The sequence below is a fragment of the Pseudanabaena sp. PCC 6802 genome (assembly GCF_000332175.1).
GTDB lineage: Bacteria > Cyanobacteriota > Cyanobacteriia > Pseudanabaenales > Pseudanabaenaceae > PCC-6802.
The window spans coordinates 1631450-1655666 of record NZ_KB235914.1; the positions used below are offsets into that span (position 1 = coordinate 1631450).

Here is a 24217-nt window from a genome sequence, read left to right on the forward strand (position 1 = left end):
AGATTTTCAGCGCTCAACTGCACCCAAAGCCTGCAAGGTAACTTTTTGAGCGGTAGTTAAACCCGTGACACCTTTGATATTCATACCTTCGTAGGGACGATCTACGCGCAGGGTCTTCAGACATTCCCCCGATCGCGTATCCCAAAAACGAATGGTTTCATCTTCTCCCGCACTGGCTAAAATGTGAGCTTCTTCGCTGTTAGGGCTGAAGGCGATCGCCCAGACTGGCTTGCTATGCCCGACGAGTGTTTGGATACAAACAGCATCGCGAGGACTCCAGACCTTAACGAGGCAATCATCGCCGCAGGTCGCCAGGATCTTATGTTTAGGGCTGGGATGCAGGATAGCGGCTCGCACGGGACGCTCGTGACCTTCCAAAGTTTGGAGGCATTCATAGGTTTCACCATGCCAAAATTTCACCGTGCGATCGCCACTGCTACTGGTCAGGCGAGCGCCACAAGGACTATAAGCTACAGACGAGATCCATCCTTCATGACCGGATAAAACCTGGAGGCAATTGCCAGTTGCGATATCCCAGATCCGAACGTTTTTGTCATCGCTTCCGCTCGCGAGTGTCTTGCCATTAGGATGGAAGACTATCGACTTGACGCGATCGCTATGCCCTTTAAAAATATGCAAGCATTCGCCAGTAACGATATCCCACAACCTCACGGTCTGGTCGTGGCTGCTACTAGCGATAGTTTTACCGTCAGGACTAAATGCCACAGATTGAATCCAACTACTATGCCCGAGGAAGGTTCTCATACATTCGCCACTGCTGACATCCCATAGCTTTATGCTGCGATCGTCGCTGCCACTGAGAATAGTCTTGCTGTCGGGGCTAAACGCTACCGCTGGCACCCAATTAGTATGCCCTCGCAATACTTTAATGCATTTGCCAGTACTTACATCCCATATCCTTGCCGACCGATCCTTATTTCCACTTGCAAGCAAACGTCCATCACTACTGAACGATAGAGATGAAATCATATTACTATGCGATTCCAATGTCTTTAGACATTGCCCAGTTGCGGTATCCCAAATCTTGACGATCTCATCTTCACCCACACTAACCAGCACAGATCTATCCATGCTAAAGTTTACGGACCAGACGCGATCGCTATGACCGTGGAAAGTTTTCACTCGTTTACCATTGGCGATATCCCATATCTGCACGGTTCTGTCTTCATTGCCAATTGCAAGCAATCGATCGTCGGCACTGAAGTCGATCGCCCAGGCATATTGGCTATAGCCCTGTAAGGCGTGCGAGAAGGTACCAGTTATGGCATTGTATAATCCGATCTTATTGCCATCGCAGCCGATCGCCAGAATTTTTCCATCATGACTGAGCGCGATGGATAGCATCCAATTGATATTGACTGGAATTATATATTGGCACTCTCCTGTAGTTAAATTCCATAAATCTACCCAACGATCGCTGCCACTAATCAGGTTTTTTCCGTCGGAGCTAAAAATTACTGCCGTAACGCGATCGCCTTGTGCCTGTATGGTTTGAAGGCAGGCACCATCGCTAACCTGCCATAATTTAATCGTGCAATCGCTACTACCACTAGCCAGAATGCTGCTGTCCGGGCTAAAGAAAACAGAAAGGACGCGCCCGCTATGACCGCGTAAGGTCTTTAAACATTGCCCCGTGCAAGCATCCCACAGCCTTACAGTACCGTCATGGCTCCCACTGGCAAGGATACTGCCATCGGAACTAAACTTCAACGCTACTACCCAATCCGTATGACCGCAAAGATTAAAAAGTAACTTACCACTGCTAAGTTGCCAGATACAAATTTCCTGCTCTAAACCCGTAGCCAGAACCTGGCTGTCGGGGCTAATCGCAGTCGAAAGAATGCTACCAGTCGTTCTAATAAATACAGATCTGCTTAAATCAGCTCGTGCAAAGTTGACGTAGTGAAGATTAATCCCCTGAAGATAGGCTTGCCACACGGCAATGTTAGAAAAATCAAAATAGCTTAAATCGATGTCCAAACAGTGCATCAAATTGAGAATATTGCCGCCAGCGTAACCCAATCTTTTAGGACTTTGCTCTCTCATGTCTGAGAGCATCCGATCGAAGTAGGCTTTGGTACGATCTTCAGTCACGAAAAAACGCCGTAACATGTCTGCCAGCGGCTTGAGGACTAATCTGACTTGCGTTTCGCGAATATAGTCTTTAGCCTGGGCTTTGATGAGAGCGTAGGTATTCCAGTAAGGGAGATCGTGCATTAAAACAGGTCGAGTATTGGTAATTTCCAAGTAAATTTGCTCGACTAGACGATCGCTAACATACTCCATTACTACGGGTTGTTGGGTAAAGCTGTGTTGCTGTTTTTCGATTAGCGATCGCACTTTGAGCGACTCCAATGCCTCTATTAGCTGCCTCGGTAAAACTGGCGTGACAAAGTCTTCCTGGAGGGTACTGATATCTATCCATTCACGGTTAATTGCCAGCCAGAACATCACCTGTTGCTCTAGATGAGTGAGGCGGTTAAACTGCTGTTCGATCAAATCGCGAATGTCGCCAAACACAGAATTATGGCTCGTCCAAAAAGCAGCAACATCGCTGCCGTACTGCTCGCGTATCCTGGTTGCAACAATCTTCAGAGCTAATGGATTGCCCCCATAATGCTGAATCAAAGAATGCCACTGTTCTTCAGAACCGGACAGACCTTTCACCCTAAAAATCTCGCTTCCTTCCGATTGCAATCCACTTAAGAGAAACGAACGTACTGGTAACCTTGGCCCTTCATTCGATGACATTCCACTTGGTTTCTCGCGGCTAGTCAAGATCGCACAACTGTTATGAAGTTCGTCGCCAATACGACGCAGCATTTGACCGTAATTTTCATAGCCAGGTCGATATAAGCCAACGCGATAGTCGATCTCGCTGCCACCATCCCCAGCACTTCTAAGAATTGATTCAAAATTATCCAAAACGATCAAACAGCGCTCGGAGCGCAAATAATCCATCAATTTTGTCAACAACCCATCAAGAGTCTGCGGCATTGCCACGCTATCTCCCCTTCGATCCGCGATCGCCTGGATGGAGCTGACTAAGATGCTTTCCACTGTAGGCGCATTCCGCAGCGATCGCCAAATCACGAATCTGAAAGCCTTAAACGCCGATCGTGCTTCCCTCCTTTCCTCACCATCTTCTCCAACCTCCAGCCCTTCACCGCCAAACTCTAAAATCTTTTCAACTAACTTCGCTACCAAAGATGTCTTCCCAATTCCCCCCATGCCTAGAATGGCAACTAAACGGCAGCGATCGGAAGTAATCCATTCAAACAAAGTATCCAATTCCTGCACGCGCCCACAAAATATTGAGACATCAATTACCTCATCACAATCCTGGTAAATCGATACTTTCTGACTTTGTGGCAAAGTAATTTCAGTATCCAATACTTTTACTCGTCGCTGACAACGACTCAGGACGGCTCGAATGTTTCCTTTGCTGACTGGTTCGCCGAGAATTTCGCTCAGGGTATGCCAAACCTCAGAGCCAACTTTCCTGACATAGTCTCCATCATAGTCAGAGTTGTTTGCCATCTCCGCATAGGTACTTCCTTCGCAGCTTTGGCGAATTACTAATTCTTGAACATCTGTGAAGGTATCGGATCGCCCTCTTTGCCGCATGACTTCATACAACACGGCGATCGCTTCTGTGCCGTTCATTACGTATTAATTCGCAGTTACTCTAGGGGTATAAGGAATTAAGGATGGTCAGATCGCAAGATCGTAAAATAATCATATAACTTTCATCGAAGTCTGGAAAGCTCTATCTTAGTGGCAGCAATACTGGTAAAGCTTTCCGGTCGCGCTTCTCTTGAGTGCAGCTTGCCCTCGTTCGATCGTACGAACCGAATTTCACAGGTGAATATTTGCGTGTTAAGGTTCAGTATGTTTGTTAGGGTATCTTTACAAGCTGGTAGGGTGTAATGAAAAATGGCAAATCATAACAATACGGTGCTGGATTTATTAGCTGGAGAAGACGATCGCATAGCTTTAACCGCACCAGGTAAACCTGACCTAACTTACAAACAACTGCGGCGGAATGTCAGAGAACTCGCTGCTAAGCTTAATGGTTTCGGTATAGGAAAAGGCGATCGCGTTTCTATTGCCATTCCTAACAGCCCTGGAATGGTCGTTACATTTCTCGCCACTGCTACCTGTGCGACGGCAGCACCTCTTAATCCTAAATATAACCGGGAGGAATTCGTCTTTTATTATGAAGATACCAATGCTGTCGCGCTCATTGTTCTTGACGAAGGAATCGAAGCCGCACTAGCTGCTGTAACACCTGATATACTCGTCATCCGCGCTACATCAAATCCTGATGGAACGCTATCATTCGAGAAAATTAATGGAATAGAGCGATCGCCTCGTGTAGAAGAACTCGCAGAATCCGACGATATCGCCACGATTTTACATACCAGTGGCACCACCAGCCGTCCTAAGCGCGTCCCCATTCGCCACCGCAATCTAGCAGCCTCTGTAGGTAACATTACCAGCGCCTATGAATTATCTCCTGCCGACACGACTTTATGCCTGATGCCTTTATTTCACATTCACGGACTGGTGGGATGTTTGTTATCCACTTTTGCATCGGGAGGAACGTTAGTTTGCCCCAATGGATTTAATGCATTGGAATTTTGGAAGTTGGTAGATATCTACAAACCAAGCTGGTATTCTGCCGCGCCGACGATGCATCAGGCAATTCTATCGCGTGCCTCTCGCAATGAAGCCATTGTCAAAGCCAATCCATTTCGATTCATTCGCTCTAGCAGCGCTCCTCTGCCACCCGTCATCATCGAACAAATGGAAGCTACGCTCAATGCTCCCGTATTGGAATCCTACAGCATGACAGAAGCGGCTCACTTGATGGCAACTAACCCCTTGCCACCTAAAATCCGCAAGCCTGGAACCGTTGGCTATGGATTCGGTGTAGATGTAGCGATTATGGATGAAGATGGGAATTTACAGGAAAGAGGTCAATCAGGTGAAGTCGTAGTTAAAGGTGCAAATGTTGTCGATGGATATGAAAACAATCCCGAAGCCAATGCTAAAGCCTTTACTAACGGTTGGTTTCGCACGGGCGATCGGGGAATGTTAGATGAAGATGGCTATTTACGCCTGACAGGAAGGCTGAAAGAACTAATCAACCGAGGCGGCGAGAAAATTTCTCCGCTCGAAGTAGATGATATCTTATTGCGACATCCTGCTGTAATGGAGGCGATCGCTTTTGCCGTACCTCATAAAATGCTAGGCGAAGATATTCATGCCGCGATCGTGGTGACAGATAAATCCATTACCGAGCAAGAATTAAAGGCGTATTGTTCGGCATCGTTGGCAGAATTTAAAGTGCCGCGACAGTTCCATATTTTAGATGAGCTACCTAGAGGAGCAACGGGTAAATTACAGCGTCTGAATATGGCGAAATTGCTGAATCTTACCGAGGGATAGAGAGAGGAATAGCGATGAAAGTTTGTATTGTTGGTGCTGGCGCGATCGGCGGCTACCTGGGCGCAAAATTAGCTCAAACAGGTGCTAATGTCACCCTAATTGCGAGGGGCACTCACCTGCAAGCAATTCAGGAGCGGGGATTGATCTTGCGATACTCAGATGGGACTGAAGATATCGTTAAAGATGTCGCCGCAACCGAGAATATGACTGCTGCTGGCGTACATGATGTCGTTATCGTGACATTGAAAGCGCAAAGCGTTCCTTCCATAGCTCCCTTGCTGCCAGCACTTTACGGCAAAGAGACGACGATCGTCACGGCGCAAAATGGAATTCCCTGGTGGTATTTTCGCAAATTAGAGAGTCCCTATGCCGATTATCGCATTCGAGCGGTAGATCCCGACGGCATTGTGGAAGCGAATATTCCGATCGATCGCACGATTGGCTGCATCGTCTATCCTGCTGCCGAAATTGTTTCTCCTGGTGTTATTCGGCATATCGAAGGCGATCGCTTTAACCTGGGAGAACTGGATGGCAGTAGGAGCGATCGCATCCAAAAATTATCGCAACTGTTCAACAGTGCTGGCCTCAAATCTCGCGTGCGCGAGCGAATTCGTAACGAATTGTGGGTAAAACTGTGGGGAAATTTAGCATTTAATCCGATTAGCGCCCTTACCCACGCCACATTAGAGCAAATTTGTCAGTATCCGCCTACCAGAGAACTAGCAGCCAATATGATGCGCGAAGCCCAAGCGATCGCAGAAAAACTGGGCGTGGATTTCGGTATCTCTTTAGAGAAACGCATCGCTGGAGCAGAAGGCGTGGGAGCGCACAAAACCTCAATGCTACAGGACATTGAAGCGCATCGTTCCACCGAAGTCGATGCGATCGTCGGTTCTGTCGCAGAATTAGGAAGACTCACGCAAACCCCTACACCGTGCATCGATGCAATTTACGCCAGCGTTAAATTATTGGAAAAGACGGTGACTAGCTAACCATGTACGCGACCCAAGACGACGGGATGCGATGCGCCCGTGACCCGGTGGAGGTTGCCAGGACGATTTTGTAATTTGAGATATCCCAAAACGGCAAAGGCGATCGCTTCTTTGAAGTCGGCATTCAATCCCACAGATGTAGTATCTGTCACCTCGGCAGGTGCTAAGTGGTGTTTTAGCCTTTGCCGCAGGTAGTCGTTGCGACTGCCGCCACCACAAATCAAAACCCGATCGGGGAGCTTCGGCAAAAATTTCTGGTAGCTTTGCGCGATCGCGACAGCCGTAAATTCCGTCAACGTTGCCAGAATATCTTGACCGTCCAGTTGCTTGCGATCGCAATCTGCTAAGCACCGATCGAGGTAGTCCGGACTAAATAGCTCCCGTCCTGTGGATTTAGGCGGCGGAATTTCAAAGTAATCCTGGCTCAACCACTGCGTTACCAATTGCGGATCGGCTTTACCCTGGGCAGCAATCTGACCGCCGCGATCGTAGGATTGACCGAAGAGTTTTTGGGTCGCCATATCCATCAAAACATTCCCCGGCCCGTTATCCCAACCAAAAACAGCATCGCACTCTGCGGCGGCTGGCAGGTAGGTAACGTTGCTAATCCCACCAATGTTTTGCACGCAGGTTATTTTAGTTGGGTGCTTTAACAGCAGCCAATCCAGGATCGACACCATCGGTGCGCCCTGACCGCCAGCCTCAATATCGGCGGTGCGGAAGTCGCTGACGGTTTTAAGGCCAGTCAGATTAGCAATTACTGCCCCTCTACCCAATTGCACGCTGTAACCCAGTCGAACGCGATCGCCAGTAGTTAACGGCGGGCGATGAAATACTGTCTGACCGTGGGAACCAATAAAATCTGGTTGGATCTGACTGGCCTGCATGAGTTGGAGCGCGGCGGTGGCAAATGCCGAAGCGATCGCGTCGTCAAGCTGGCAAATTTGCGCTATGGTTCTGGGCTGCTCGGCGCAGACTGCCAGGATTTCCGCTCTGAGCGCCGGATCGTAGGCGATCGTTTCGCCAGCCAGCAGTTCGACCTTAAGCGCACCTTCAGTGTCAAAGATCTTAACCAGTGCCGCATCAATACCATCAACCGACGTACCGCTAATTAAACCAATACCTATGGATGGGGACTGCATATTTAAATTTTTAATACCCCTAAAGACAGAATTTCACCGCCATCAGTGTGCCAGATATTTCATAAATTTGTCGCCCAATTTTGTCCCCATGCATCCTGGTAAATGTTTCTGTATTTCACAAGTAAACGCTCACTCATTGCAGCTTTTTTAATGATTTATATGTACTTTTATTAAGATATTGACGCTTTCATAAAGATTGGGCGAAACTATCTAAATAAGTTTGCAGTATTACAAGTATGGAAACTTTAGAGTTTATCATTCGGCCTGACGGTCGGGTCGAAGAGCGAGTAACTGGTATAGTTGGCTCCAGTTGTGCTGCTGTTACGGCTGCCATTGAAGCCAAGCTAGGCACGGTTGCGTCCCGCGAACTCACTTCTGAAAACTTTGCCCAATCCCTTGCGACAGTTACAGGAGAGCGGGTTAGCCAGCAAACAGCCCTTGACTACAGTCAATGGTAATAATTCTTTAGCAATCGCAAGGAATCTCGTTATTTCTTGTAGCGATCGCTATGTTATCAATTGAAAAATATTAAGTTCAGGAAAGTATCCATATGTCACACTTCAGCCAGGTTAAAACCCAAATTCGCTCCCTTGAGCCTTTGCAAAAAGCACTGACCGATTTAGGTTTAACATGGAAGTCAGGTCCGTCTATCCTGCGCGGCTATCGTGGTGATACTACTTCTGCCGAAGTGGTACTGCAACAGGAAAATGGCTACGATGTCGGGTTTAGATGGAATGGCTCCGAGTACGAACTAGTCGCCGACATGCAGTATTGGCAGCAGCCCTGGACAGTGGAAAGCTTTTTAAGAAAAGTCCTGCAAAGATACGCCGTGCAGACAGTAATGACGGAGTCAGCGCATCAGGGCTTTAACCTCACCGAACAAGAAACTCAAAAAGATGGCTCAGTGCGCTTAGTTTTACAGCGTTGGCACGGATGAGGCATAGATGAGACATGGACGATCTCTCACCAGATCTCTCATCAGAATTAGTTTCTGGGCTAGAACCTGAGCTTGGCGGCTCGCTACGCGAGCCCGATGCGGATCGTTCTGGCCTGGAACCCGAACTCGGCGGCACTCTGCGACAGAATGCCGTATACGTATATGAAAATATTTGCATTGGCTGCAAGCACTGCGCCCATGTAGCCCGCAATACTTTCTTTATCGAAGATAACTACGGTCGATCGCGGGTAATCAGTCAGGATGGCGATGATGAAGAGACGATTCAAGAAGCGATCGACACTTGCCCTGTGGATTGCATTGCCTGGGTTAGCTACCCCGAGTTAGCGGCATTGGAAGAAGAACGCAAACATCAAGTCATTCAGCATATTGGTATGGCTGGTGATGGCAAGCTGGCAAGAGTCAAACAAAATCGCCGCAAGAAAACCAGCGATCGCGCCGCTCTAGGAACCTAGCGTTCCGCAAATCGCAATGCCGATAATTTGTAGGGTGGGCAATGCCCACCCTATGTTATACAAAGGTATAGCCGTAGACAGATCTGTTAGGACAGGGGGTGTGGGGGCTGCGCCCCCACGCAGGGGAGGCAGGGCGGTCTTGGGGGTTCCCCGCTAGAGCCACTGCCGTGTGGAACCCCTGCACCCCGTCCTAAGCCTATTGGCTATAGCTATAAAATGAGACTGTAGCTTTGACGCGATCGCATGGTCACTACTCCAGTTGCACCTATATCTTTCGATCTACCTGAGAAGCGGGTGGTGCTTTACGACCTCAGTTGGCAAGCCTATGAGACGATTTTGGCGGCACTGGGCGATCGTCGATCGGCACAGCTCACTTATTACAAAGGCATGTTGGAAATTATGACCCCGTTGGAGTCGCACGAGAATTCTAAGCATGTCATTGGAAATTTCATCGAAATCCTAGTGGACGAAGGGGATTTTGAGGGCATCAAAGGTATGGGATCGACGACGCTTAATTTCCCAACTCTGCATTCAGGAGCCGAACCCGACCAAGCTTACTATATTGCCAATGAGTCGCTGGTACGAGGAAAGACAGTGGATCTCAAGACCGATCCGCCGCCCGATTTAATTCTGGAAGTGGATATTACTCATACCGACATCGACAAAAATGCGCTCTATGCTGAAATGGGCGTGCCAGAGTTTTGGCGCTATAACGGACGTACCCTCACAATTTATGCTCTGGAAGCTGACAGCTATCAGGAAGTAGAGGTTAGTCCAACATTTCCGGGAGTTCCCAAGGAGAGGCTTTATGAGTATTTGCGAGACTGCGCTGAGGTGGGCGAAAAGCAGGCCAAGTGGAATTTGCGTAATTGGCTGCAACAACAAAAGAGTTAGAATATGTAGTCGTTCAACAAGGATGCCCGTTAGCTGTCGGCACTAGGCGGATCGGTAAGGCTCATTTGTTCCAAAGGCGTGTTAGGAATTATGACTCAGTTAGAAGAATACAAGAATCGCCACTATGTCATTGAAGACCTAGTGGATGAAGGTGATATGAGGATTGTAACCACATCTAAAAAGGAAATTAGAGAGGTTTTGAAACAAAATAGAGAAAGATGTTTTTATGTTTATGTTTTAATCCGACCAGATACAAATGAAGTATTTTATGTTGGGAAAGGTAAAGTATATAGAATCTTTGCACACGAAAAAGAAGCCTTAGGAAAGAATTATGTGAATTCCTATAAAAGCAACTTAATAAGGAAGATTTTGAGTCAAGGTTTTCAGATAGTTTATGGAATAGTTGATTTCTACGATGTAGAGGAAGATGCCCTCGATCGAGAATGCAAACTTATAAAGAAAATAGGTCGAGCTAACTTAGGTTCAGGCACCTTAACGAACCTCACAGATGGTGGTGACGGTTTCATAGGTTGGATGGATTTTGAAAAACACTCAAGATCGGGAAGACCACTAAGTGGACAACCTGGAAATATAGATATCATGATGGAAAGAGTAGAAGGAGTTTCAGAAGATATGGTTATTGATTACCTTAAGCTAGATGGATGGGGGGATAGTGAGCCTCGAAGTGATTTACTTGATGAACTGCCTGAAGAATTCAAATGGATAGGCCATAAATTTTATCGAAAACTCAAAAGTGGATATGGCGCAAAGGGTTATTTGTATGAGTATCTCTATGGAGATCTTAAAGATACGATCCTCCAGAAAATAAATTTAGTTGAAAAATTTGACAATCTGCTGTTTAGGAGAGAGGATGAATTCATATGCATACTTAAAATATTGCTATCATCAAATGGTTGGATTAGTAAATGTAAAATAGTTGATGCTTTACTAAAAGAGGTAAATAGATTTAAAGGTCTTCAGAGAGATGATGCAGAAAGAATTACGAATTTTTTTACTGAGCAATTAAAGCAACTTGGAAAACTCAGTCAAAGAGACGATAAACTAAGGTGGATAAGCAGAAAAAAATCTCCAAAGGTTGAATGTTCTGGCTTAAAGCCTTCTGAGATCGTCAGGGAAATCGAAAACTTTTCCAAAGGAAACAAAAATATTTATATTGCTTTTTTAGATCGTGAATGCTCCCTAGCAAGAGATTTTGTCTTTTTCCCTCATCACTTTCGGAAAGGTCTTAAAATTTTCTTTAAGCAGAAAATTGTATTGACAATAAATACTTGTGAAATTTTCTATTTAGAGATGATTAGTTTATGAGCATTTATAGCACTTTTCAATTGAGAACGGGTTTTATTGATGGGGTGAAGGGGTTCCACCCCTTCTTGGGGGCAACGCCCCCAAACCCCCTAATCTTTCCGATCTGAAAAACGCTATACGATCGCGGCACTGCTTGGCAAACTTTGAATTTGGAATTGCTGTAAAAATAGTGGCATGAAGATGAGTCTTCATGCCACTAATACTGTTGCCCAGAATTGCGGTCTAGGGGTCACGCATCTACTATGCGTTTGCTAATACTTTCTCCGGTACGCGGACTTGAGAAGTTTCCTCGTTAGATTGAATGAGCCTGCCCAAAATTGCGTCAACATTTTTACGCGCATCGCCGAATAACATGCGCGTATTGGGTTTGTAGAACAGGGGATTCTCAACGCCAGCATAACCGCTAGCCATGCCGCGCTTCATGACGATTACGGTTTTGGATTTCCAAACTTCCAGTACGGGCATCCCAGCGATCGGACTAGCGGGATCTTCCATCGCACTGGGGTTCACTGTATCGTTAGCACCAATTACCAAAACAATATCGGTCTCGGGAAAGTCATCATTAATCTCATCCATCTCCAGGACAATATCGTATGGAACGTTGGCTTCAGCTAACAATACATTCATGTGGCCGGGTAGGCGGCCAGCGACGGGGTGGATGCCAAACCGAACATTGGCACCGCGATCGCGCAGAATCCTGGTAATCTCAGAAACGGAATGCTGTGCCTGCGCCACTGCCATCCCATAGCCGGGGACGATAATCACGCTGCTGGCATCGCGCAGTTGCTCTACAGTCTCATCGACAGTGGTAGCGATTACTTCACCGGCTGGAGTTGATGCAGTATTTGATGCCTTCGCCGTACCCGTACCAAAACCGCCTAGAATTACGCTGATGAACGAGCGGTTCATCGCTTTGCACATGATGTAACTGAGGATGGCACCACTACTACCCACGAGCGCGCCTGTGATAATCAACAGATCGTTGGAGAGCATGAAGCCCGCTGCCGATGCCGTCCAACCGGAGTAGCTGTTCAGCATGGATATCACCACGGGCATATCGGCACCACCGATCGCCATGACCAGATGAACGCCCAGGATAGAGGAGATCGCAGTCATAATTAACAGCGATTGCAAGCCAGTCAAGATATTGCCACCCATAAACTCGTAACCCAGCCACAATGTAGCGGCTACCATGGCGAGGTTGAGGAAATGGCGACCTGGAAGCAAGAGGGGTTTGCTGCCAATAATCGCGCGCAGTTTCCCAAACGCAATTACGGAACCCGTAAAGGTGAGCGCACCAATAAAAATTCCCACAAAAATCTCAATCTCGTGGATTGTCACCTCCACTCCGGTTAAAGCTGGATCTGGTTGTAGGTAGCTGGCAAAGCCAACTAACACTGCCGCCGCCCCTACAAAACTATGTAAAATTGCCACGAGTTCGGGCATGGAAGTCATGGCCACCCGTGCAGCTAAGAGCGAGCCGATCGCGACACCGGGCAATACCACCATTGCCAAGGTAGCGTAGGAAGTTACAGCGGGACTGAGAGCGGTGGCGATAATCGCGATCGCCATACCGATGATGCCAAAGAGATTGCCCTTGCGAGCGGTTTCTTGATTGGATAATCCTCCTAAACTGAGGATGAACAAGGCACTGGCAGCAATATATGCCACCGTTAGTAGATTACTGGTCATAGTTTCAATTTTTCTTCTGTTTGCTCGACATGGTAATTCTGTTGTGAAGGGGGTATTTATGAATTCGCTGGATGCGGAAGATTCTGAAACCCTTAAAGCTCTTCTATTTTTGGAACATTTTGAGCATCCGTTGGGTAACCAGGAAACCACCAGCGATGTTGATCGTGCCGATGAGAATCGCGATCGCGCCGAGAATGGTAGTTGGTGATGTCAGTTCTCCTGATATTTGCAGCATCCCACCGATAATGATGATGCCGCTAATCGCATTGGTGACGCTCATCAGGGGCGTGTGCAGCGCGGGTTTGACATTCCAAATCACCTGCCAGCCGACAAAACAAGCCAATACAAATACGGTCAGGTGAGATAGGAATGAGGATGGCGCGCCAATTCCAATTCCAATCAAGATGGCACCAAGCAGAATTGGCCAGAGCAGTCCCGTCAGATTGTTAGATTTCTGTCCTACTAATTCTTGAGTAGAGGGAGTAGCGATCGCGCTTTGAGTCTGAGATTCAGCTTGAGGGGGTGCAGGTGGAGTACTGGGTTGCTTGGGCGGCCAGGTAATCTCGCCGTTGTGCAGGATCAAAGCCCCACGCACGACCTCGTTATCGCGATCGACCTTGTAGTTTTCGGCTCCCCCCATATCATCCAGCAGGTGGCAGAGGTTAGTGCCGTAGAGTTGGCTGGACTGCGCCGCCATGCGACTGGGCAGATCGGTAAGTCCGACAATCGTCACGCCATGATAGCGATATACTTCACCTGGCCTGGTTACGGCACAATTACCGCCCTGTTCCGCTGCCATATCCACAATTACCGATCCCTCTTTCATGCTCTCCACCATCTCCTGCGTAATCAGGAGCGGTGCTGGCTTGCCAGGGATGAGGGCGGTGGTGATGATGATATCGACTTCCTTGGCTTGTTCGGCAAACAATGCCATTTCCGCGTCAATAAACTCTTTGCTCATGACTTTGGCATAGCCGCCTTCCCCCGAGCCATCTTCTTTAAAATTAAGCTCCAGGAACTCACCACCCATGCTTTTAACCTGTTCTTTCACAACCAGGCGCGTGTCAAACGCTCGGACGATCGCCCCCAAACTCCTGGCAGCCCCGATCGCGGCTAGACCAGCTACACCAGCACCGATTACCAGAACTTTAGCCGGTGGTACCTTACCTGCTGCCGTAATCTGTCCTGTAAAGAAGCGCCCAAAATTATTTGCTGCTTCGATTACAGCGCGGTATCCCGCAATGTTTGCCATCGAACTGAGGGCATCCATTTTTTGGGCGCGGGTAATGCGCGGCACGGCATCCATTGCTAATGCCGTGACCTTACGTTGAGATAGCCGATTTAGTAATTCTGGGTTTTGAGCGGGCCACAGGAAACTAATCAGAGTACCGCCTTCGCGCAGAAGTTCTGTCTCGTGTCTGTCCAGGGTGGGGTGCAGATCTGGCGCGCAGACCTTGAGCACGATGTCAGATTCCGCCCACAGTGCTTGGGGATCGGACACGATCTGACAACCTGCCTGGAAGTAGGCATCATTGGGGAAACTAGCCGCTTTGCCTGCGTCAGATTCAATTAAGACGTCAAAGCCAAGTTTTTGCAGGCGTTTGGCTGTATCTGGCGTAGCGGCTACCCGGCATTCACCAGCTCGAACTTCTTTGGGTATACCAACCTTGAGGCGTGTTTTGGTCTCCATTGCAACACTAGAACCTATTTCCGTGTTTTTTTCTATGGCGATGGTCATTAATTCTCCTTAGTCAATTAAAAGATCTACCGATCGACCTTGAAAGGGCTGCGACTTTACAATCATGATTCGATCCCCACAGATCGATCTAGATCTTCAACTTCTCTTAGGATTCAAGCGAACAATATGCGTATTTCGTATCTAAGTACACTACCGGGGAGCAAAAATTGTGGATAGTGCAATTACCGCATGGGGAATTGTGCGGTTAAAGGTTTGACTTTGGCTAACTCAGCGATCGCTGAGTCGTGAATATGACCGTTTGTTGACAAAAGTCTACCACTTTTGAGATCGAGATCGCTGCCATCATAGGCAGTAACTTTACCTCCCGCCTCTCTGACTATAACGATCCCCGCCGCCATGTCCCAGATCGATAAGCCCCGTTCCCAAAAGCCATCTACCCGCCCGCAGGCAACATAGGCTAAATCCAGCGCCGCCGAGCCGCTCCGCCGCACCCCTTGGGTCAAATGCGTAAAATGACAGAATTCGGCATAGTTATTGTCGTGGGTGCGGGTGCGATCGTAGGCAAACCCGGTTACTAACAGGCTGCGACTGAGTTCTGTCGTGTTGGACACCCGAATTGGCTGGTGATCGCAGGTAGCGCCCAGCCCAGTTGCTGCCCGAAATAGCTCGTCGTGAAACGGATCGTAAATTACCCCCACAGCTGGTATGCCGTTAAGCATTAACCCAACTGAAACGGCAGAAAAAGGATATTGATGCGCAAAGTTGGTAGTCCCGTCAAGGGGATCGATCGCCCAGAGGAACTCGCTCTCTGCGGTACCAAATGCACCTGACTCTTCTGCCAAAATGTTATGACTGGGAAAATGGCGTTGAATAATTTTCATTACCGCTGCTTCAGATTCCTTGTCAGCAATGGTAACTAAGTCGCCCGGTTGCTTCTCCTGGATGTCTTTGAGTTTGCCCCAATAGGATTTGAGGATTGCCCCACCCGCACATGCCGCCTCGGTAGCAATATCCAGGTAGGTATGCAAGGCATCACCATTGCCTAAATTCATATAATCTTAATAATTGTTAATATTTATTTTCTGGATTATTCTAAGCTTTTTGTGTGACATTCACTCAGGGAAATCACCCGGAAGCATTAGTTCACTTTCCTCGTTAACTGGGAAAATACGATATTGCTAATATTACGGAAGCTTAACTTTTCTCGTGAGCAGAAAACTGGTTAAATTGGTTGCGAATATTGCCTTTGGGCTGGCGAGTATTGTTGCCAACTCCTATTTACTGTCACCTGCAGCGATGGGAGCTACTGGCAGTTCGGGTTTAGTACCAGATCGAAAGCCAGACGCAAAGCTCGAACTCAAGCCCGCTCTAAAGCCTAATTTAAAACTAGATTCCAAAGCAAAGCCAAGCGCAAATCCAGATACGACACCAGCCGATTCCAGCCCAGATGATAAATCCTCTTTGTGCGGCACCCCAATCATGGACGGTCTCAAGCAGCATAAGGTAAAAAAAGGGGAAACTCTGGCAGCGATCGCCAAACAATACAAGCTCACCACCGCCACGATTATGGGGCTGAATCCCAGTACCCGCGACGGCACGGTTTCACCGGGGGAAATTCTGACGATCCCACCTAGCAATGGCATTTCTTATCGGTTTGGTAACGAGGAAACCTACAAGTCACTTGCTAAGAAATTTAACGTAAGAGCCGATGTCCTATTCGAGCAGAATGGCTGTCAGTCTCGCCCCAAGGTGGTGTTTGTCCCAGGCGCAGTTTGGAAACCCAATCCGGTTATTCCCAAACTACCAGCCTTTGCTACGCTAGCCTCCGCCCCGTCGCAACCAGCTATTATTTTCAACTCCGGCGGCTATCCTCTCCCCTATGCCGTCCCCGTCACGTCTGGCTATGGCTGGCGCATCAACCCCGTCACCGGAGAGTCGGCGTTTCACAGCGGCATAGACCTGGGCGCGCCCATGGGTACGCCTGTCCTGGCAGCAAAATCCGGTACCGTGCAGTTTGCAGGATGGTCGGGCGGTTACGGTAATTTGATCGAGATCGGTCACGACAATATGGGTACTCGTTATGCCCATTTGTCTGCAATCTATGTTAACCCCGGACAGCGCGTTGCCAAGGGACAGCAGATCGGTCTTGTAGGCTCCACCGGGCGATCGACTGGGCCGCACTTACACTTTGAGATTATGGTACCTTCAGCCGAAGGTTGGGCAACCCTCGATCCCGCCCCATACTTGAATCGCATTGCCGCTGTATTCAGCCAATTTATACCTATTTCTTAGTGCTAATTCCTGCCACGATTGATAGAGGTTATGATGCAAATGCACGTATAACCTCTAAAAACAATGGCTCAAAGACTAAAAAGTTGGGAATCGCCGCGATCAGAGGGGCGCAACGACAAAGGTAAAGGCGGCTCTGCTCGCCAGCGCCAACGGAGAAAACAGTTGCAGCTTTTACGTAAGAAGCTCAAGGAAGGCAATACCTCTTAACACTGCCCAATCCTCGGTGAGGGTTTAGCCCAATCATCGGTAAGGGTTTAGCATTTGTGCGACAGTCTTTAGCGTCAAACGCAAGAATTCATGACAAATGCTAAACCCCTATTCTTTACGTACTAAATGCTTCTGCTTTTTACTGATGGAAATAACATCACCGATTTGGTTGTAGCTGGTCTCCCCGAAAATCGCCGACTCAAAGCGATAGTGCTTGAACTCTAGGATATTACCGGAATAGTCGGACAGGAAAAAAGTGCGGTGTTCTAAAGGCGTATCGGCAAAGCGCACCTTAGGTGATTGATAAAACTTCAGCCGCTTTTCCTGTACTTTCTCTAACAAAGCCATCCAACTACTTTCACACTCAAACACTAAACCAAAATGGCGGGGGTAAATGCCGGGCTGCGGCTCTAATTCCCCATCCACTACATGAGCTACTAACTGATGGCCGTACAAACTCAGAATAATTGAATTGTCGGACTCTCTTCCTGCCAAGCAACCCAGACCATCTACATAGAAAGCCTTAGTGCTGGCAATATCAGTAACAGGGAATGCCAAGTGAAACAGTATTTTAGTCATGGTGCTGCTTTTCAAGGATTAGTTTCGAGTGCTTGAGCTTATCGGGAATGGCGATCGGGTAATCTCCAGTAAAGCAAGCCGTACAGAAATGGCTAGGATCTGCATTTGTGGCTTTCAGCATGGATTCCCGGCTGAGATAGGCAAGCGTGTCTACGCCAATAATTTCAGCGATCGCGCTGACAGACTTTGTCGCAGCAATTAAATGATCTTGGGAATCCGTATCAATACCATAGAAACAGGGATGCGTGACTGGTGGAGAAGAAATACGCATATGTACTTCTCTTGCGCCTGCCTCACGTAATGCTTGTACCATTTTACGACTAGTGGTACCGCGCACGATCGAATCATCAATTACAACTATACGCTTATCCTGCAACACATCGCGCAGCGGATTTAACTTCATGCGAATCCCGGATTCGCGCATTGCCTGAGTAGGCTGAATAAACGTACGTCCCACATAGCGATTTTTGATCAATCCCTCAGCGTAAGGTATGCCAGAAGTTTGCGAGAAACCGATCGCTGCTGGAATACCAGAATCCGGCACACCGATGACTAGATCTGCTTCTACGGCTGCTTCTTCTGCTAGTAGATGCCCCAGTCGCTTGCGATAACTGTACAAACTATCGTGGTGCATGATGCTATCGGGACGGGCAAAGTAAATCATTTCAAATACGCAGAGCTTTGGAGCAGGTCGAGCCAGCCACCGATGCGAGCTGATACCTGTAGCATCAAGCCAAACTAGCTCTCCCGGCTCTACATCACGCAGAAAATCTGCCCCAATAATGTCTAACCCACAGGTTTCAGATGCCAAGACATAACTGCCGCTATCGGGGATCTGACCGATTACTAAAGGGCGCAAGCCAGAACCATCTCTTACTGCTGCAATGCCTTGGGGCGTGCCCATCACTAAGCTAAATGCTCCTTGGCAGCGATGCATGGCTGCGATTATGCCTGCAATCCAATCTTTGCCTTCATTCACTGCTTCGGCAACCGCAAAGGCAATACCTTCTGAATCAGAAGTTGACTCCAGGACATGTCCCCGTGCTAGGAGCTCGGCTCGCAGCTCTGTAGTATTGACCAGGTTGCCATTGTGGGCAAGTGCAAAGTCTCCCAATCTGGTTGGGACTACAATTGGCTGCGCGTTATTAATTTTGCTAGAACCCGTAGTAGAGTAACGGGTATGCCCAATGGCAAATTGTCCTGATAGTTGACTTAAAATTTTCTCGTCAAAGACCTGTGAAACTAACCCCATGTCTTTGTAGGTGTGCGAATCTCGCTCGCCTAACTTAAATGTAGTAATACCAGCCGATTCTTGACCGCGATGCTGCAAAGCAAAAAGCCCGAAATAAGCGAGTTTGGCAACATCTTCATTTGGTGCCAAAATGCCAAATACACCACATGCTTCCTCCGGGGAATCTGGTAAGTCATCAAAATCTAGACGCGATCCTGAAGGCATAGCTTTGCTCTTAAATTTCTCTTAACAATTTACCCATAATTGTAAATTTACTTAACGAAGATTTGTTAGTAAATTACCAAACCCTACCTCAATCCAGGAGGTTTCGCGTAAATAAAATACCCGTAGAGACAATCCTCGCTCTGGGTTTCCAATTATTTGGGGACAGTCGAAGGGGCACTGCCCCTACAAATTATCAGTGCATTTATCGGTACATTTTCTCATGGAAATCACCTTAGGGACTTGCATGAAAATTAAGATATTCCTGATGCGTTACGGCGATCGCCTAACACATCCTAACGGTGGGGCATTATTTAACCGCGCTTCCCTTAAGTAATAGCTGGCTCCATCACTATCATAGTCCCGTGATGGCTATGTTTAACACGCATACAAGCAGATCAAAATAGCCCAAAGTTAATCACAATCGCATCAGCATTGTGTTTTTGTCCTATTGGTTGGGGACATTTAGAATCAACAGAATCAAAACTTAACATTTCTTGCCACCTACGAAATCGTTCTTAGGGGCAGTCTCGCTTGTAAACTAAATAGTGCTGGGGTTGTGCAATCGCAATCAAAAGCAACAAAACTAAAAACTAGATGTTAAAACGGATCGGAAAAGAGGACGCTACGCATGGACAGTACAATCAGCCTTGAAATTATCGAGGTCGTAGAGCAAGCAGCGATCGCATCAGCGCGCTGGATGGGTAAAGGAGAGAAAAATACCGCTGACCAGGTGGCAGTGGAAGCTATGCGCGATCGCATGAACAAAATTCACATGCGTGGAAGAATTGTCATTGGTGAAGGGGAGCGAGACGACGCACCCATGCTCTACATTGGTGAAGAAGTGGGGATCTGCACCCAGCCTAACGCCGCAGAGTTATGCACCATTGACGAACTCCAGGAAATTGATATTGCCGTAGACCCTTGTGAAGGCACTAACCTGGTTGCCTACGGTCAAAACGGCTCGATGGCAGTGCTGGCCATCTCTGAAAAGGGTGGCTTATTCGCAGCACCAGATTTTTACATGAACAAACTTGCTGCCCCTCCCGCCGCTGCTGGGCATGTAGATATTCGCAAAACCCCCACGGAAAACCTCAAGATTCTGGCTGAATGCTTGGATCGTTCGATTGAGGAATTAGTGGTAGTTGTGATGGATCGCGAACGTCACAAGGGCTTGATTTCAGAAATTCGTGCGGCTGGAGCCAGAGTCAGACTAATCAGCGATGGTGATGTTTCGGCAGCGATTTCCTGTGCTTTTGGCGGGACGAACATCCACGCTCTCATGGGTATTGGTGCTGCACCAGAGGGCGTGATTTCTGCGGCGGCGCTGCGTTGTATGGGTGGGCACTTCCAAGGCCAGCTTATTTACGATCCTGCGGTCGTCAAAACTGGTTTGATTGGCGAAAGCAAAGAAGGTAACATCGAGCGCCTGAAGTCAATGGGTATTAACGATCCAGATAAGGTCTACAATGCTAACGAGCTAGCTTCAGGTAGAGAGGTTTTATTTGCTGCTAGTGGCATTACCACTGGCACTCTGATGGAGGGCGTACGCTTCTTTAACGGTGGTGCCCGCACTGAGTCTTTAGTTATCTCTAGCCAGACAAAAACCGCTAGATTTGTTGATACGATTCATATGACTGGAGACAAACCACGGGCGGTCAGTCTGTACTAAGTCTTTCTTCTGGGTAGCTCACAAACTATGAGCTACCTAAACATACTAAATCAATATAAAAACATCATTAAATTATTTAATTTTTAAGTATGAATATTGCTGTTGTCGGCTTGAGTCACAAAACGGCGACTGTGGAAGTAAGGGAAAAACTCAGTATCCCAGAACCTAAAGTAGAAGCGGCGATCGCTCAATTGACTAGTTACCCCAGCATTGATGAAGCAGCGATTTTAAGTACCTGTAACCGAATGGAGCTATATGTAGTAACCCGCGAAGCCGAGAGTGGCATTCGGGAAATTCTGCAATTTCTCTCCGAGTTCAGTCAACTACCACTACAGTTCCTGCGCCGCTATTTATTCATTTTGCTCCGCCAGGATGCGGTTACGCACTTGATGCGGGTATCGGCTGGACTCGACAGTCTAGTGCTGGGCGAAGGACAAATCTTAGCGCAGGTCAAGCACACTCATCGCCTGGCCCAGCAATATAATGGTGCCGGTCGCGTCCTCAATCAGCTATTCAAAGAAGCGCTTAAAGCTGGTAAGGACGTACGCACTAAAACTGACATCGGTACCGGTGCAGTTTCGATCAGTTCGGCAGCGGTGGAGCTAGCGCAGTTAAAACTGCAAAACCTGGCTGACTGTCGCGTAACCATTTTAGGTGCGGGCAAAATGGCTCGCCTGTTAGTCAAACATCTCTTATCTAAGGGAGCTACAAAAATCGCCATTTTTAATCGCTCCGTCGAACGAGCAGAAGAGATGATTGGTGAATTTAGGGCTAATGCAGAGGGTGTAGATTTTCAGGTGCATTCATTCGATCGCTTTTACTCCCGTCTCGAACTATCGGATCTGGTGTTTACCAGTACCGCTTCAACAGAGATATTAGTCTCGCGCGCTCACCTGGAACCATTTGCCGCTAACCATCCTGGTTTGATGTTGGTGGACATTTCGGTACCGCGCAACGTGCATTCTGACGCGAACGAACTGCCCAACGTCCATACTTATAACGTTGACGATCTCCAGGCTGTAGTTGCTAACAATCAGGAGAGCCGCCGCCAGATGGCTCTGCAAGCGGAAGCTCTTTTAGAGGAGTCGGTGCTCGAGTTCGATCTATGGTGGCGATCGCTAGAGACCGTCCCCACGATCAGCAAACTGCGCCAGAAGATGGAAGTAATCCGCGAGCAGGAAATGGAGAAAGCACTATCTCGCCTGGGCAGCGAATTTGCAGAAAGGCATCAAGAGGTAATCGAAAATCTGACGCGCGGGATTATCAATAAAATTCTGCACGATCCGATGGTGCAACTACGGGCACAGCAGGATATTGAAACTCGTCGCCGCGCCATGCAAACCCTACAGATGTTATTTGACCTGGAAACCCCTGGCAAAGTTACGGAAACTGGCGGGTTTGGCAGCTAATTATGCGATAACCAAAGCACAATGTTACGCACATAGGCGTGAATATCCTCAAGCGCGCGGGGTTCTGCCTTCATGCCATTCCCTGGTGGCTCGGAGACAAAACTGGGCGCGCCAGCATTGGCATCCCAGTTATAATCGCAAAAGTGATGAAAAGTCGATTCCGCCAGCACTCTGCCCAAATCATTGCCATCCTGACGAGGATCTATAGCTACAGCCAAATTAAACGTGCGACCTGTAGTTAGGCTTTTGCCCCGAGCAATGACGCGAGCATGGCGATCGCGATCGCTCGCACCCACAGCACCCTCATGGGGATGCGCTGGGAAAAACTCAATGATGCCATTTGGGGATGAGGGATTGCGGAGTAGATCGTGAATTGGTTCTAGCGGCAGGATGCGCTGAAAATCGCCATTCGCGCCGGAATGATAGTTCGGCCACAGGATCGTAGTGGTTTGGGTATCGTCACAGCAATGTCGCGAGGCATCCGGGTCGGGGTTTTGGGTATGAAAGTAGTGAAATGCGCCCACGCAGCCCAGGTTGTTAATCGAGCAGCCGAGATCCTGGTGATCGCGGGTCGCCATAATGCCGCCACCGCGCGCGTAAAATGACTGAATGCCTTCCGCATCTTTAGCTGTCAGGCCATCCCCCACATCCACGGCAAATAACCATAGCTGATCGAAATCGGATTCGCCTAACGTGCTTAATATCGGATCGTTACCTGTTAAATCTGATGCGCGATCGCGGGCAGTAACGTTGCATAAAGGTTTACCATCTTCATTCCGCAGCGATGCCAGATAGTTACTCAGCATCGAAAATCGGGCAATACTCCAGTCATCTTCTGTGGTGGGAATAGTTGTTTGCAACAAAATTTCGATCGGTCGATCCATAGTCCTACGCACCTTCTGTTCTCTAAAGTAATTGCATTTTAACCTTCGCGTTGCGGTCTCGCACTCAGAACCACATTACGACCGATCCGATGGTGCAGCTTCGCTGCCTGCCAAGATTCCGCCATCAATATGTAACTCGCTCCCAGTTACGTAAGTAGACTCATCGGAGGCAAAATATAAGGCGGCATTTGCTACGTCTAAGGGCGTGCCCATTCGCCCTAAGGGTACCTGGCTGGAGATCTCTCGCATCATTTTCTCGCGCTGTTCGCCCTCGCCAAACATTGGATCCCACATGGGCGTGAGGATGGCACCAGGATGAATGGAATTGCAGCGAATGTTGTAGCGCATTTCAGCACAGTACAACGCCACGCTCTTGGTATGGTTTCGGACTGCTGCCTTGCTGGCTGCATAGGCCACCATGTGAGGAATGCCGACTATCCCAGCCCGTGAAGAGATATTGACAATGCTGCCATTCCGGTGCTTTTTCATCAAGCGAATGGCATACTTGCACCCCAGTGCGACCCCGTCAGAATTAACCGCATGAACGTGATGCCAACTAGCCAGATCCATATCCTCAGGATTGTGGGGACCTGGAGTTTGAATAAAGCCGCTGATGCCAGCATTATTGACCAGGACATCCAAGCGGCCATACCCATGCTCGACGATCTCAAAGACCTTTTGCCAGTTACTTTCCTGGCGAACATCAAGATGGTGATATGCGGCACGCTCTGAGAATTGTTCGGTTACTCTCATCCCAACTGGGTCGTTGATATCAGTAACTATAACTACGGCACCTTCAGCATGGAACCGCTCGGCGATCGCTCTGCCAATACCCTGAGCTGCCCCTGTCACGAGGGCAATTTTGTTTATTAATCTGGACATATATTCTCCTGCCGATCTGTTCAAAAGGTGATTACGCTAACTTGCATAATCTGGATTGCTACTATGCCCAAACACTGATATGACTGAATTTCAAGCTCGCGATCGCTCTGGTTCCCAATCCAAAAGTCCATCAAAGTGGTGAGGCTAAAAGTGCTGTTATTCGATACAATTTTTACAATTTTTGTTTTCAGCTCCTTCACACAAATTTT

At 48.1% G+C, this 24217-nt stretch carries 21 protein-coding genes; 11 read left to right on the forward strand and 10 right to left on the reverse strand.

Going from position 1 to position 24217, the window contains the following annotated elements; translation table 11 throughout:
- Positions 1–6 precede the first annotated feature (6 nt).
- Complete coding sequence (locus PSE6802_RS0112595) at positions 7–3687, reverse strand: WD40 domain-containing protein (RefSeq protein ID WP_019500418.1); 3681 nt, start codon at positions 3685–3687, stop codon at positions 7–9.
- Between the two features lie 270 nt (positions 3688–3957).
- Here PSE6802_RS0112595 and PSE6802_RS0112600 point away from each other — a divergent pair, with 270 nt between their 5' ends.
- The gene (locus PSE6802_RS0112600) at positions 3958–5475 is read left to right on the forward strand and encodes an acyl--CoA ligase (RefSeq protein ID WP_019500419.1); all 1518 of its coding nucleotides are present in this window, start codon (positions 3958–3960) and stop codon (positions 5473–5475) included.
- A 14-nt stretch (positions 5476–5489) separates the two neighbouring features.
- Complete coding sequence (locus tag PSE6802_RS0112605; protein WP_019500420.1) at positions 5490–6467, forward strand: 2-dehydropantoate 2-reductase; 978 nt, start codon at positions 5490–5492, stop codon at positions 6465–6467.
- Here the strand turns inward: PSE6802_RS0112605 and PSE6802_RS0112610 are convergent.
- A complete protein-coding gene (locus tag PSE6802_RS0112610; protein ID WP_019500421.1) occupies positions 6464–7609 on the reverse strand; it encodes an anhydro-N-acetylmuramic acid kinase in 1146 nt (381 codons plus the stop codon). The genes PSE6802_RS0112605 and PSE6802_RS0112610 overlap by 4 nt on opposite strands.
- Positions 7610–7845: 236 nt before the next feature.
- Here PSE6802_RS0112610 and PSE6802_RS0112615 point away from each other — a divergent pair, with 236 nt between their 5' ends.
- From PSE6802_RS0112615 to PSE6802_RS31075, 5 genes are all read left to right on the forward strand, one after another.
- A complete protein-coding gene (locus PSE6802_RS0112615; RefSeq protein WP_019500422.1) occupies positions 7846–8067 on the forward strand; it encodes a DUF2997 domain-containing protein in 222 nt (73 codons plus the stop codon).
- A gap of 92 nt (positions 8068–8159) precedes the next feature.
- Positions 8160–8546 carry a DUF1257 domain-containing protein gene (locus PSE6802_RS0112620; protein ID WP_019500423.1) on the forward strand — a complete coding sequence of 129 codons (387 nt, stop codon included), beginning with the start codon at positions 8160–8162 and terminating at the stop codon, positions 8544–8546.
- A 14-nt stretch (positions 8547–8560) separates the two neighbouring features.
- Positions 8561–9019 carry a ferredoxin gene (locus PSE6802_RS0112625; RefSeq protein WP_019500424.1) on the forward strand — a complete coding sequence of 153 codons (459 nt, stop codon included), beginning with the start codon at positions 8561–8563 and terminating at the stop codon, positions 9017–9019.
- 243 nt (positions 9020–9262) lie between these two features.
- Complete coding sequence (locus PSE6802_RS0112630) at positions 9263–9913, forward strand: Uma2 family endonuclease (protein WP_019500425.1); 651 nt, start codon at positions 9263–9265, stop codon at positions 9911–9913.
- A gap of 90 nt (positions 9914–10003) precedes the next feature.
- Entirely contained in the window at positions 10004–11239 is a 1236-nt protein-coding gene (locus PSE6802_RS31075) for a GIY-YIG nuclease family protein (RefSeq protein ID WP_019500426.1), read from the forward strand.
- A gap of 240 nt (positions 11240–11479) precedes the next feature.
- Here the strand turns inward: PSE6802_RS31075 and pntB are convergent, their stop codons facing one another.
- The 3 genes from pntB to PSE6802_RS0112650 form a co-directional block, all read right to left on the reverse strand.
- On the reverse strand, positions 11480–12931 hold the full coding sequence (gene pntB / locus PSE6802_RS0112640; RefSeq protein ID WP_019500427.1) for a Re/Si-specific NAD(P)(+) transhydrogenase subunit beta: 1452 nt from the start codon (positions 12929–12931) through the stop codon (positions 11480–11482).
- Between the two features lie 103 nt (positions 12932–13034).
- Positions 13035–14669, reverse strand: a complete 1635-nt coding sequence (gene pntA, locus PSE6802_RS0112645) for a Re/Si-specific NAD(P)(+) transhydrogenase subunit alpha (protein ID WP_019500428.1) — start codon at positions 14667–14669, stop codon at positions 13035–13037.
- Between the two features lie 182 nt (positions 14670–14851).
- Positions 14852–15682 carry an inositol monophosphatase family protein gene (locus PSE6802_RS0112650; protein WP_019500429.1) on the reverse strand — a complete coding sequence of 277 codons (831 nt, stop codon included), beginning with the start codon at positions 15680–15682 and terminating at the stop codon, positions 14852–14854.
- A 175-nt stretch (positions 15683–15857) separates the two neighbouring features.
- Here PSE6802_RS0112650 and PSE6802_RS0112655 point away from each other — a divergent pair, with 175 nt between their 5' ends.
- Positions 15858–16922: a peptidoglycan DD-metalloendopeptidase family protein gene (locus tag PSE6802_RS0112655; protein WP_225902673.1), complete on the forward strand. Its 1065-nt coding sequence runs from the start codon at positions 15858–15860 to the stop codon at positions 16920–16922.
- Positions 16923–16985: 63 nt separating this feature from the next.
- Positions 16986–17129, forward strand: coding sequence for a hypothetical protein (locus PSE6802_RS34265; RefSeq protein ID WP_019500431.1), 144 nt, complete (start codon positions 16986–16988; stop codon positions 17127–17129).
- A 108-nt stretch (positions 17130–17237) separates the two neighbouring features.
- Here the strand turns inward: PSE6802_RS34265 and PSE6802_RS0112665 are convergent, their stop codons facing one another.
- A complete protein-coding gene (locus tag PSE6802_RS0112665) occupies positions 17238–17708 on the reverse strand; it encodes a VOC family protein (RefSeq protein ID WP_019500432.1) in 471 nt (156 codons plus the stop codon).
- Positions 17701–19164, reverse strand: coding sequence for an amidophosphoribosyltransferase (gene purF, locus PSE6802_RS0112670; RefSeq protein WP_019500433.1), 1464 nt, complete (start codon positions 19162–19164; stop codon positions 17701–17703). The genes PSE6802_RS0112665 and purF overlap by 8 nt, the downstream gene beginning before the upstream one ends.
- Positions 19165–19792: 628 nt before the next feature.
- On the opposite strand from purF, the gene glpX reads away from it, so the two are divergent.
- Positions 19793–20833, forward strand: a complete 1041-nt coding sequence (gene glpX, locus PSE6802_RS0112675) for a class II fructose-bisphosphatase (RefSeq protein WP_019500434.1) — start codon at positions 19793–19795, stop codon at positions 20831–20833.
- 89 nt (positions 20834–20922) lie between these two features.
- Complete coding sequence (locus PSE6802_RS0112680; protein WP_019500435.1) at positions 20923–22242, forward strand: glutamyl-tRNA reductase; 1320 nt, start codon at positions 20923–20925, stop codon at positions 22240–22242.
- On the opposite strand, the gene PSE6802_RS0112685 is transcribed toward PSE6802_RS0112680, so the two are convergent.
- From PSE6802_RS0112685 to PSE6802_RS0112695, 3 genes are all read right to left on the reverse strand, one after another.
- Positions 22239–23126: a hypothetical protein gene (locus PSE6802_RS0112685; RefSeq protein ID WP_019500436.1), complete on the reverse strand. Its 888-nt coding sequence runs from the start codon at positions 23124–23126 to the stop codon at positions 22239–22241. The genes PSE6802_RS0112680 and PSE6802_RS0112685 overlap by 4 nt on opposite strands.
- A 75-nt stretch (positions 23127–23201) precedes the next feature.
- The gene (locus tag PSE6802_RS0112690) at positions 23202–24008 is read right to left on the reverse strand and encodes an SDR family NAD(P)-dependent oxidoreductase (protein WP_019500437.1); all 807 of its coding nucleotides are present in this window, start codon (positions 24006–24008) and stop codon (positions 23202–23204) included.
- 20 nt (positions 24009–24028) lie between these two features.
- Complete coding sequence (locus PSE6802_RS0112695) at positions 24029–24208, reverse strand: hypothetical protein (RefSeq protein ID WP_156815507.1); 180 nt, start codon at positions 24206–24208, stop codon at positions 24029–24031.
- Positions 24209–24217 lie beyond the last annotated feature (9 nt).

What these genes read in the sequence shown, in the direction of transcription:
- PSE6802_RS0112595 (WP_019500418.1), bottom strand. Translation starts at nt 3,687, where the DNA reads ATGAACGGCACAGAAGCGATCGCCGTGTTGTATGAAGTCATGCGGCAA.
- PSE6802_RS0112600 (WP_019500419.1), top strand. Translation starts at nt 3,958, where the DNA reads ATGGCAAATCATAACAATACGGTGCTGGATTTATTAGCTGGAGAAGAC.
- PSE6802_RS0112605 (WP_019500420.1), top strand. Translation starts at nt 5,490, where the DNA reads ATGAAAGTTTGTATTGTTGGTGCTGGCGCGATCGGCGGCTACCTGGGC.
- PSE6802_RS0112610 (WP_019500421.1), bottom strand. Translation starts at nt 7,609, where the DNA reads ATGCAGTCCCCATCCATAGGTATTGGTTTAATTAGCGGTACGTCGGTT.
- PSE6802_RS0112615 (WP_019500422.1), top strand. Translation starts at nt 7,846, where the DNA reads ATGGAAACTTTAGAGTTTATCATTCGGCCTGACGGTCGGGTCGAAGAG.
- PSE6802_RS0112620 (WP_019500423.1), top strand. Translation starts at nt 8,160, where the DNA reads ATGTCACACTTCAGCCAGGTTAAAACCCAAATTCGCTCCCTTGAGCCT.
- PSE6802_RS0112625 (WP_019500424.1), top strand. Translation starts at nt 8,561, where the DNA reads ATGGACGATCTCTCACCAGATCTCTCATCAGAATTAGTTTCTGGGCTA.
- PSE6802_RS0112630 (WP_019500425.1), top strand. Translation starts at nt 9,263, where the DNA reads ATGGTCACTACTCCAGTTGCACCTATATCTTTCGATCTACCTGAGAAG.
- PSE6802_RS31075 (WP_019500426.1), top strand. Translation starts at nt 10,004, where the DNA reads ATGACTCAGTTAGAAGAATACAAGAATCGCCACTATGTCATTGAAGAC.
- pntB (WP_019500427.1), bottom strand. Translation starts at nt 12,931, where the DNA reads ATGACCAGTAATCTACTAACGGTGGCATATATTGCTGCCAGTGCCTTG.
- pntA (WP_019500428.1), bottom strand. Translation starts at nt 14,669, where the DNA reads ATGACCATCGCCATAGAAAAAAACACGGAAATAGGTTCTAGTGTTGCA.
- PSE6802_RS0112650 (WP_019500429.1), bottom strand. Translation starts at nt 15,682, where the DNA reads ATGAATTTAGGCAATGGTGATGCCTTGCATACCTACCTGGATATTGCT.
- PSE6802_RS34265 (WP_019500431.1), top strand. Translation starts at nt 16,986, where the DNA reads ATGGCTCAAAGACTAAAAAGTTGGGAATCGCCGCGATCAGAGGGGCGC.
- PSE6802_RS0112665 (WP_019500432.1), bottom strand. Translation starts at nt 17,708, where the DNA reads ATGACTAAAATACTGTTTCACTTGGCATTCCCTGTTACTGATATTGCC.
- purF (WP_019500433.1), bottom strand. Translation starts at nt 19,164, where the DNA reads ATGCCTTCAGGATCGCGTCTAGATTTTGATGACTTACCAGATTCCCCG.
- glpX (WP_019500434.1), top strand. Translation starts at nt 19,793, where the DNA reads ATGGACAGTACAATCAGCCTTGAAATTATCGAGGTCGTAGAGCAAGCA.
- PSE6802_RS0112680 (WP_019500435.1), top strand. Translation starts at nt 20,923, where the DNA reads ATGAATATTGCTGTTGTCGGCTTGAGTCACAAAACGGCGACTGTGGAA.
- PSE6802_RS0112685 (WP_019500436.1), bottom strand. Translation starts at nt 23,126, where the DNA reads ATGGATCGACCGATCGAAATTTTGTTGCAAACAACTATTCCCACCACA.
- PSE6802_RS0112690 (WP_019500437.1), bottom strand. Translation starts at nt 24,008, where the DNA reads ATGTCCAGATTAATAAACAAAATTGCCCTCGTGACAGGGGCAGCTCAG.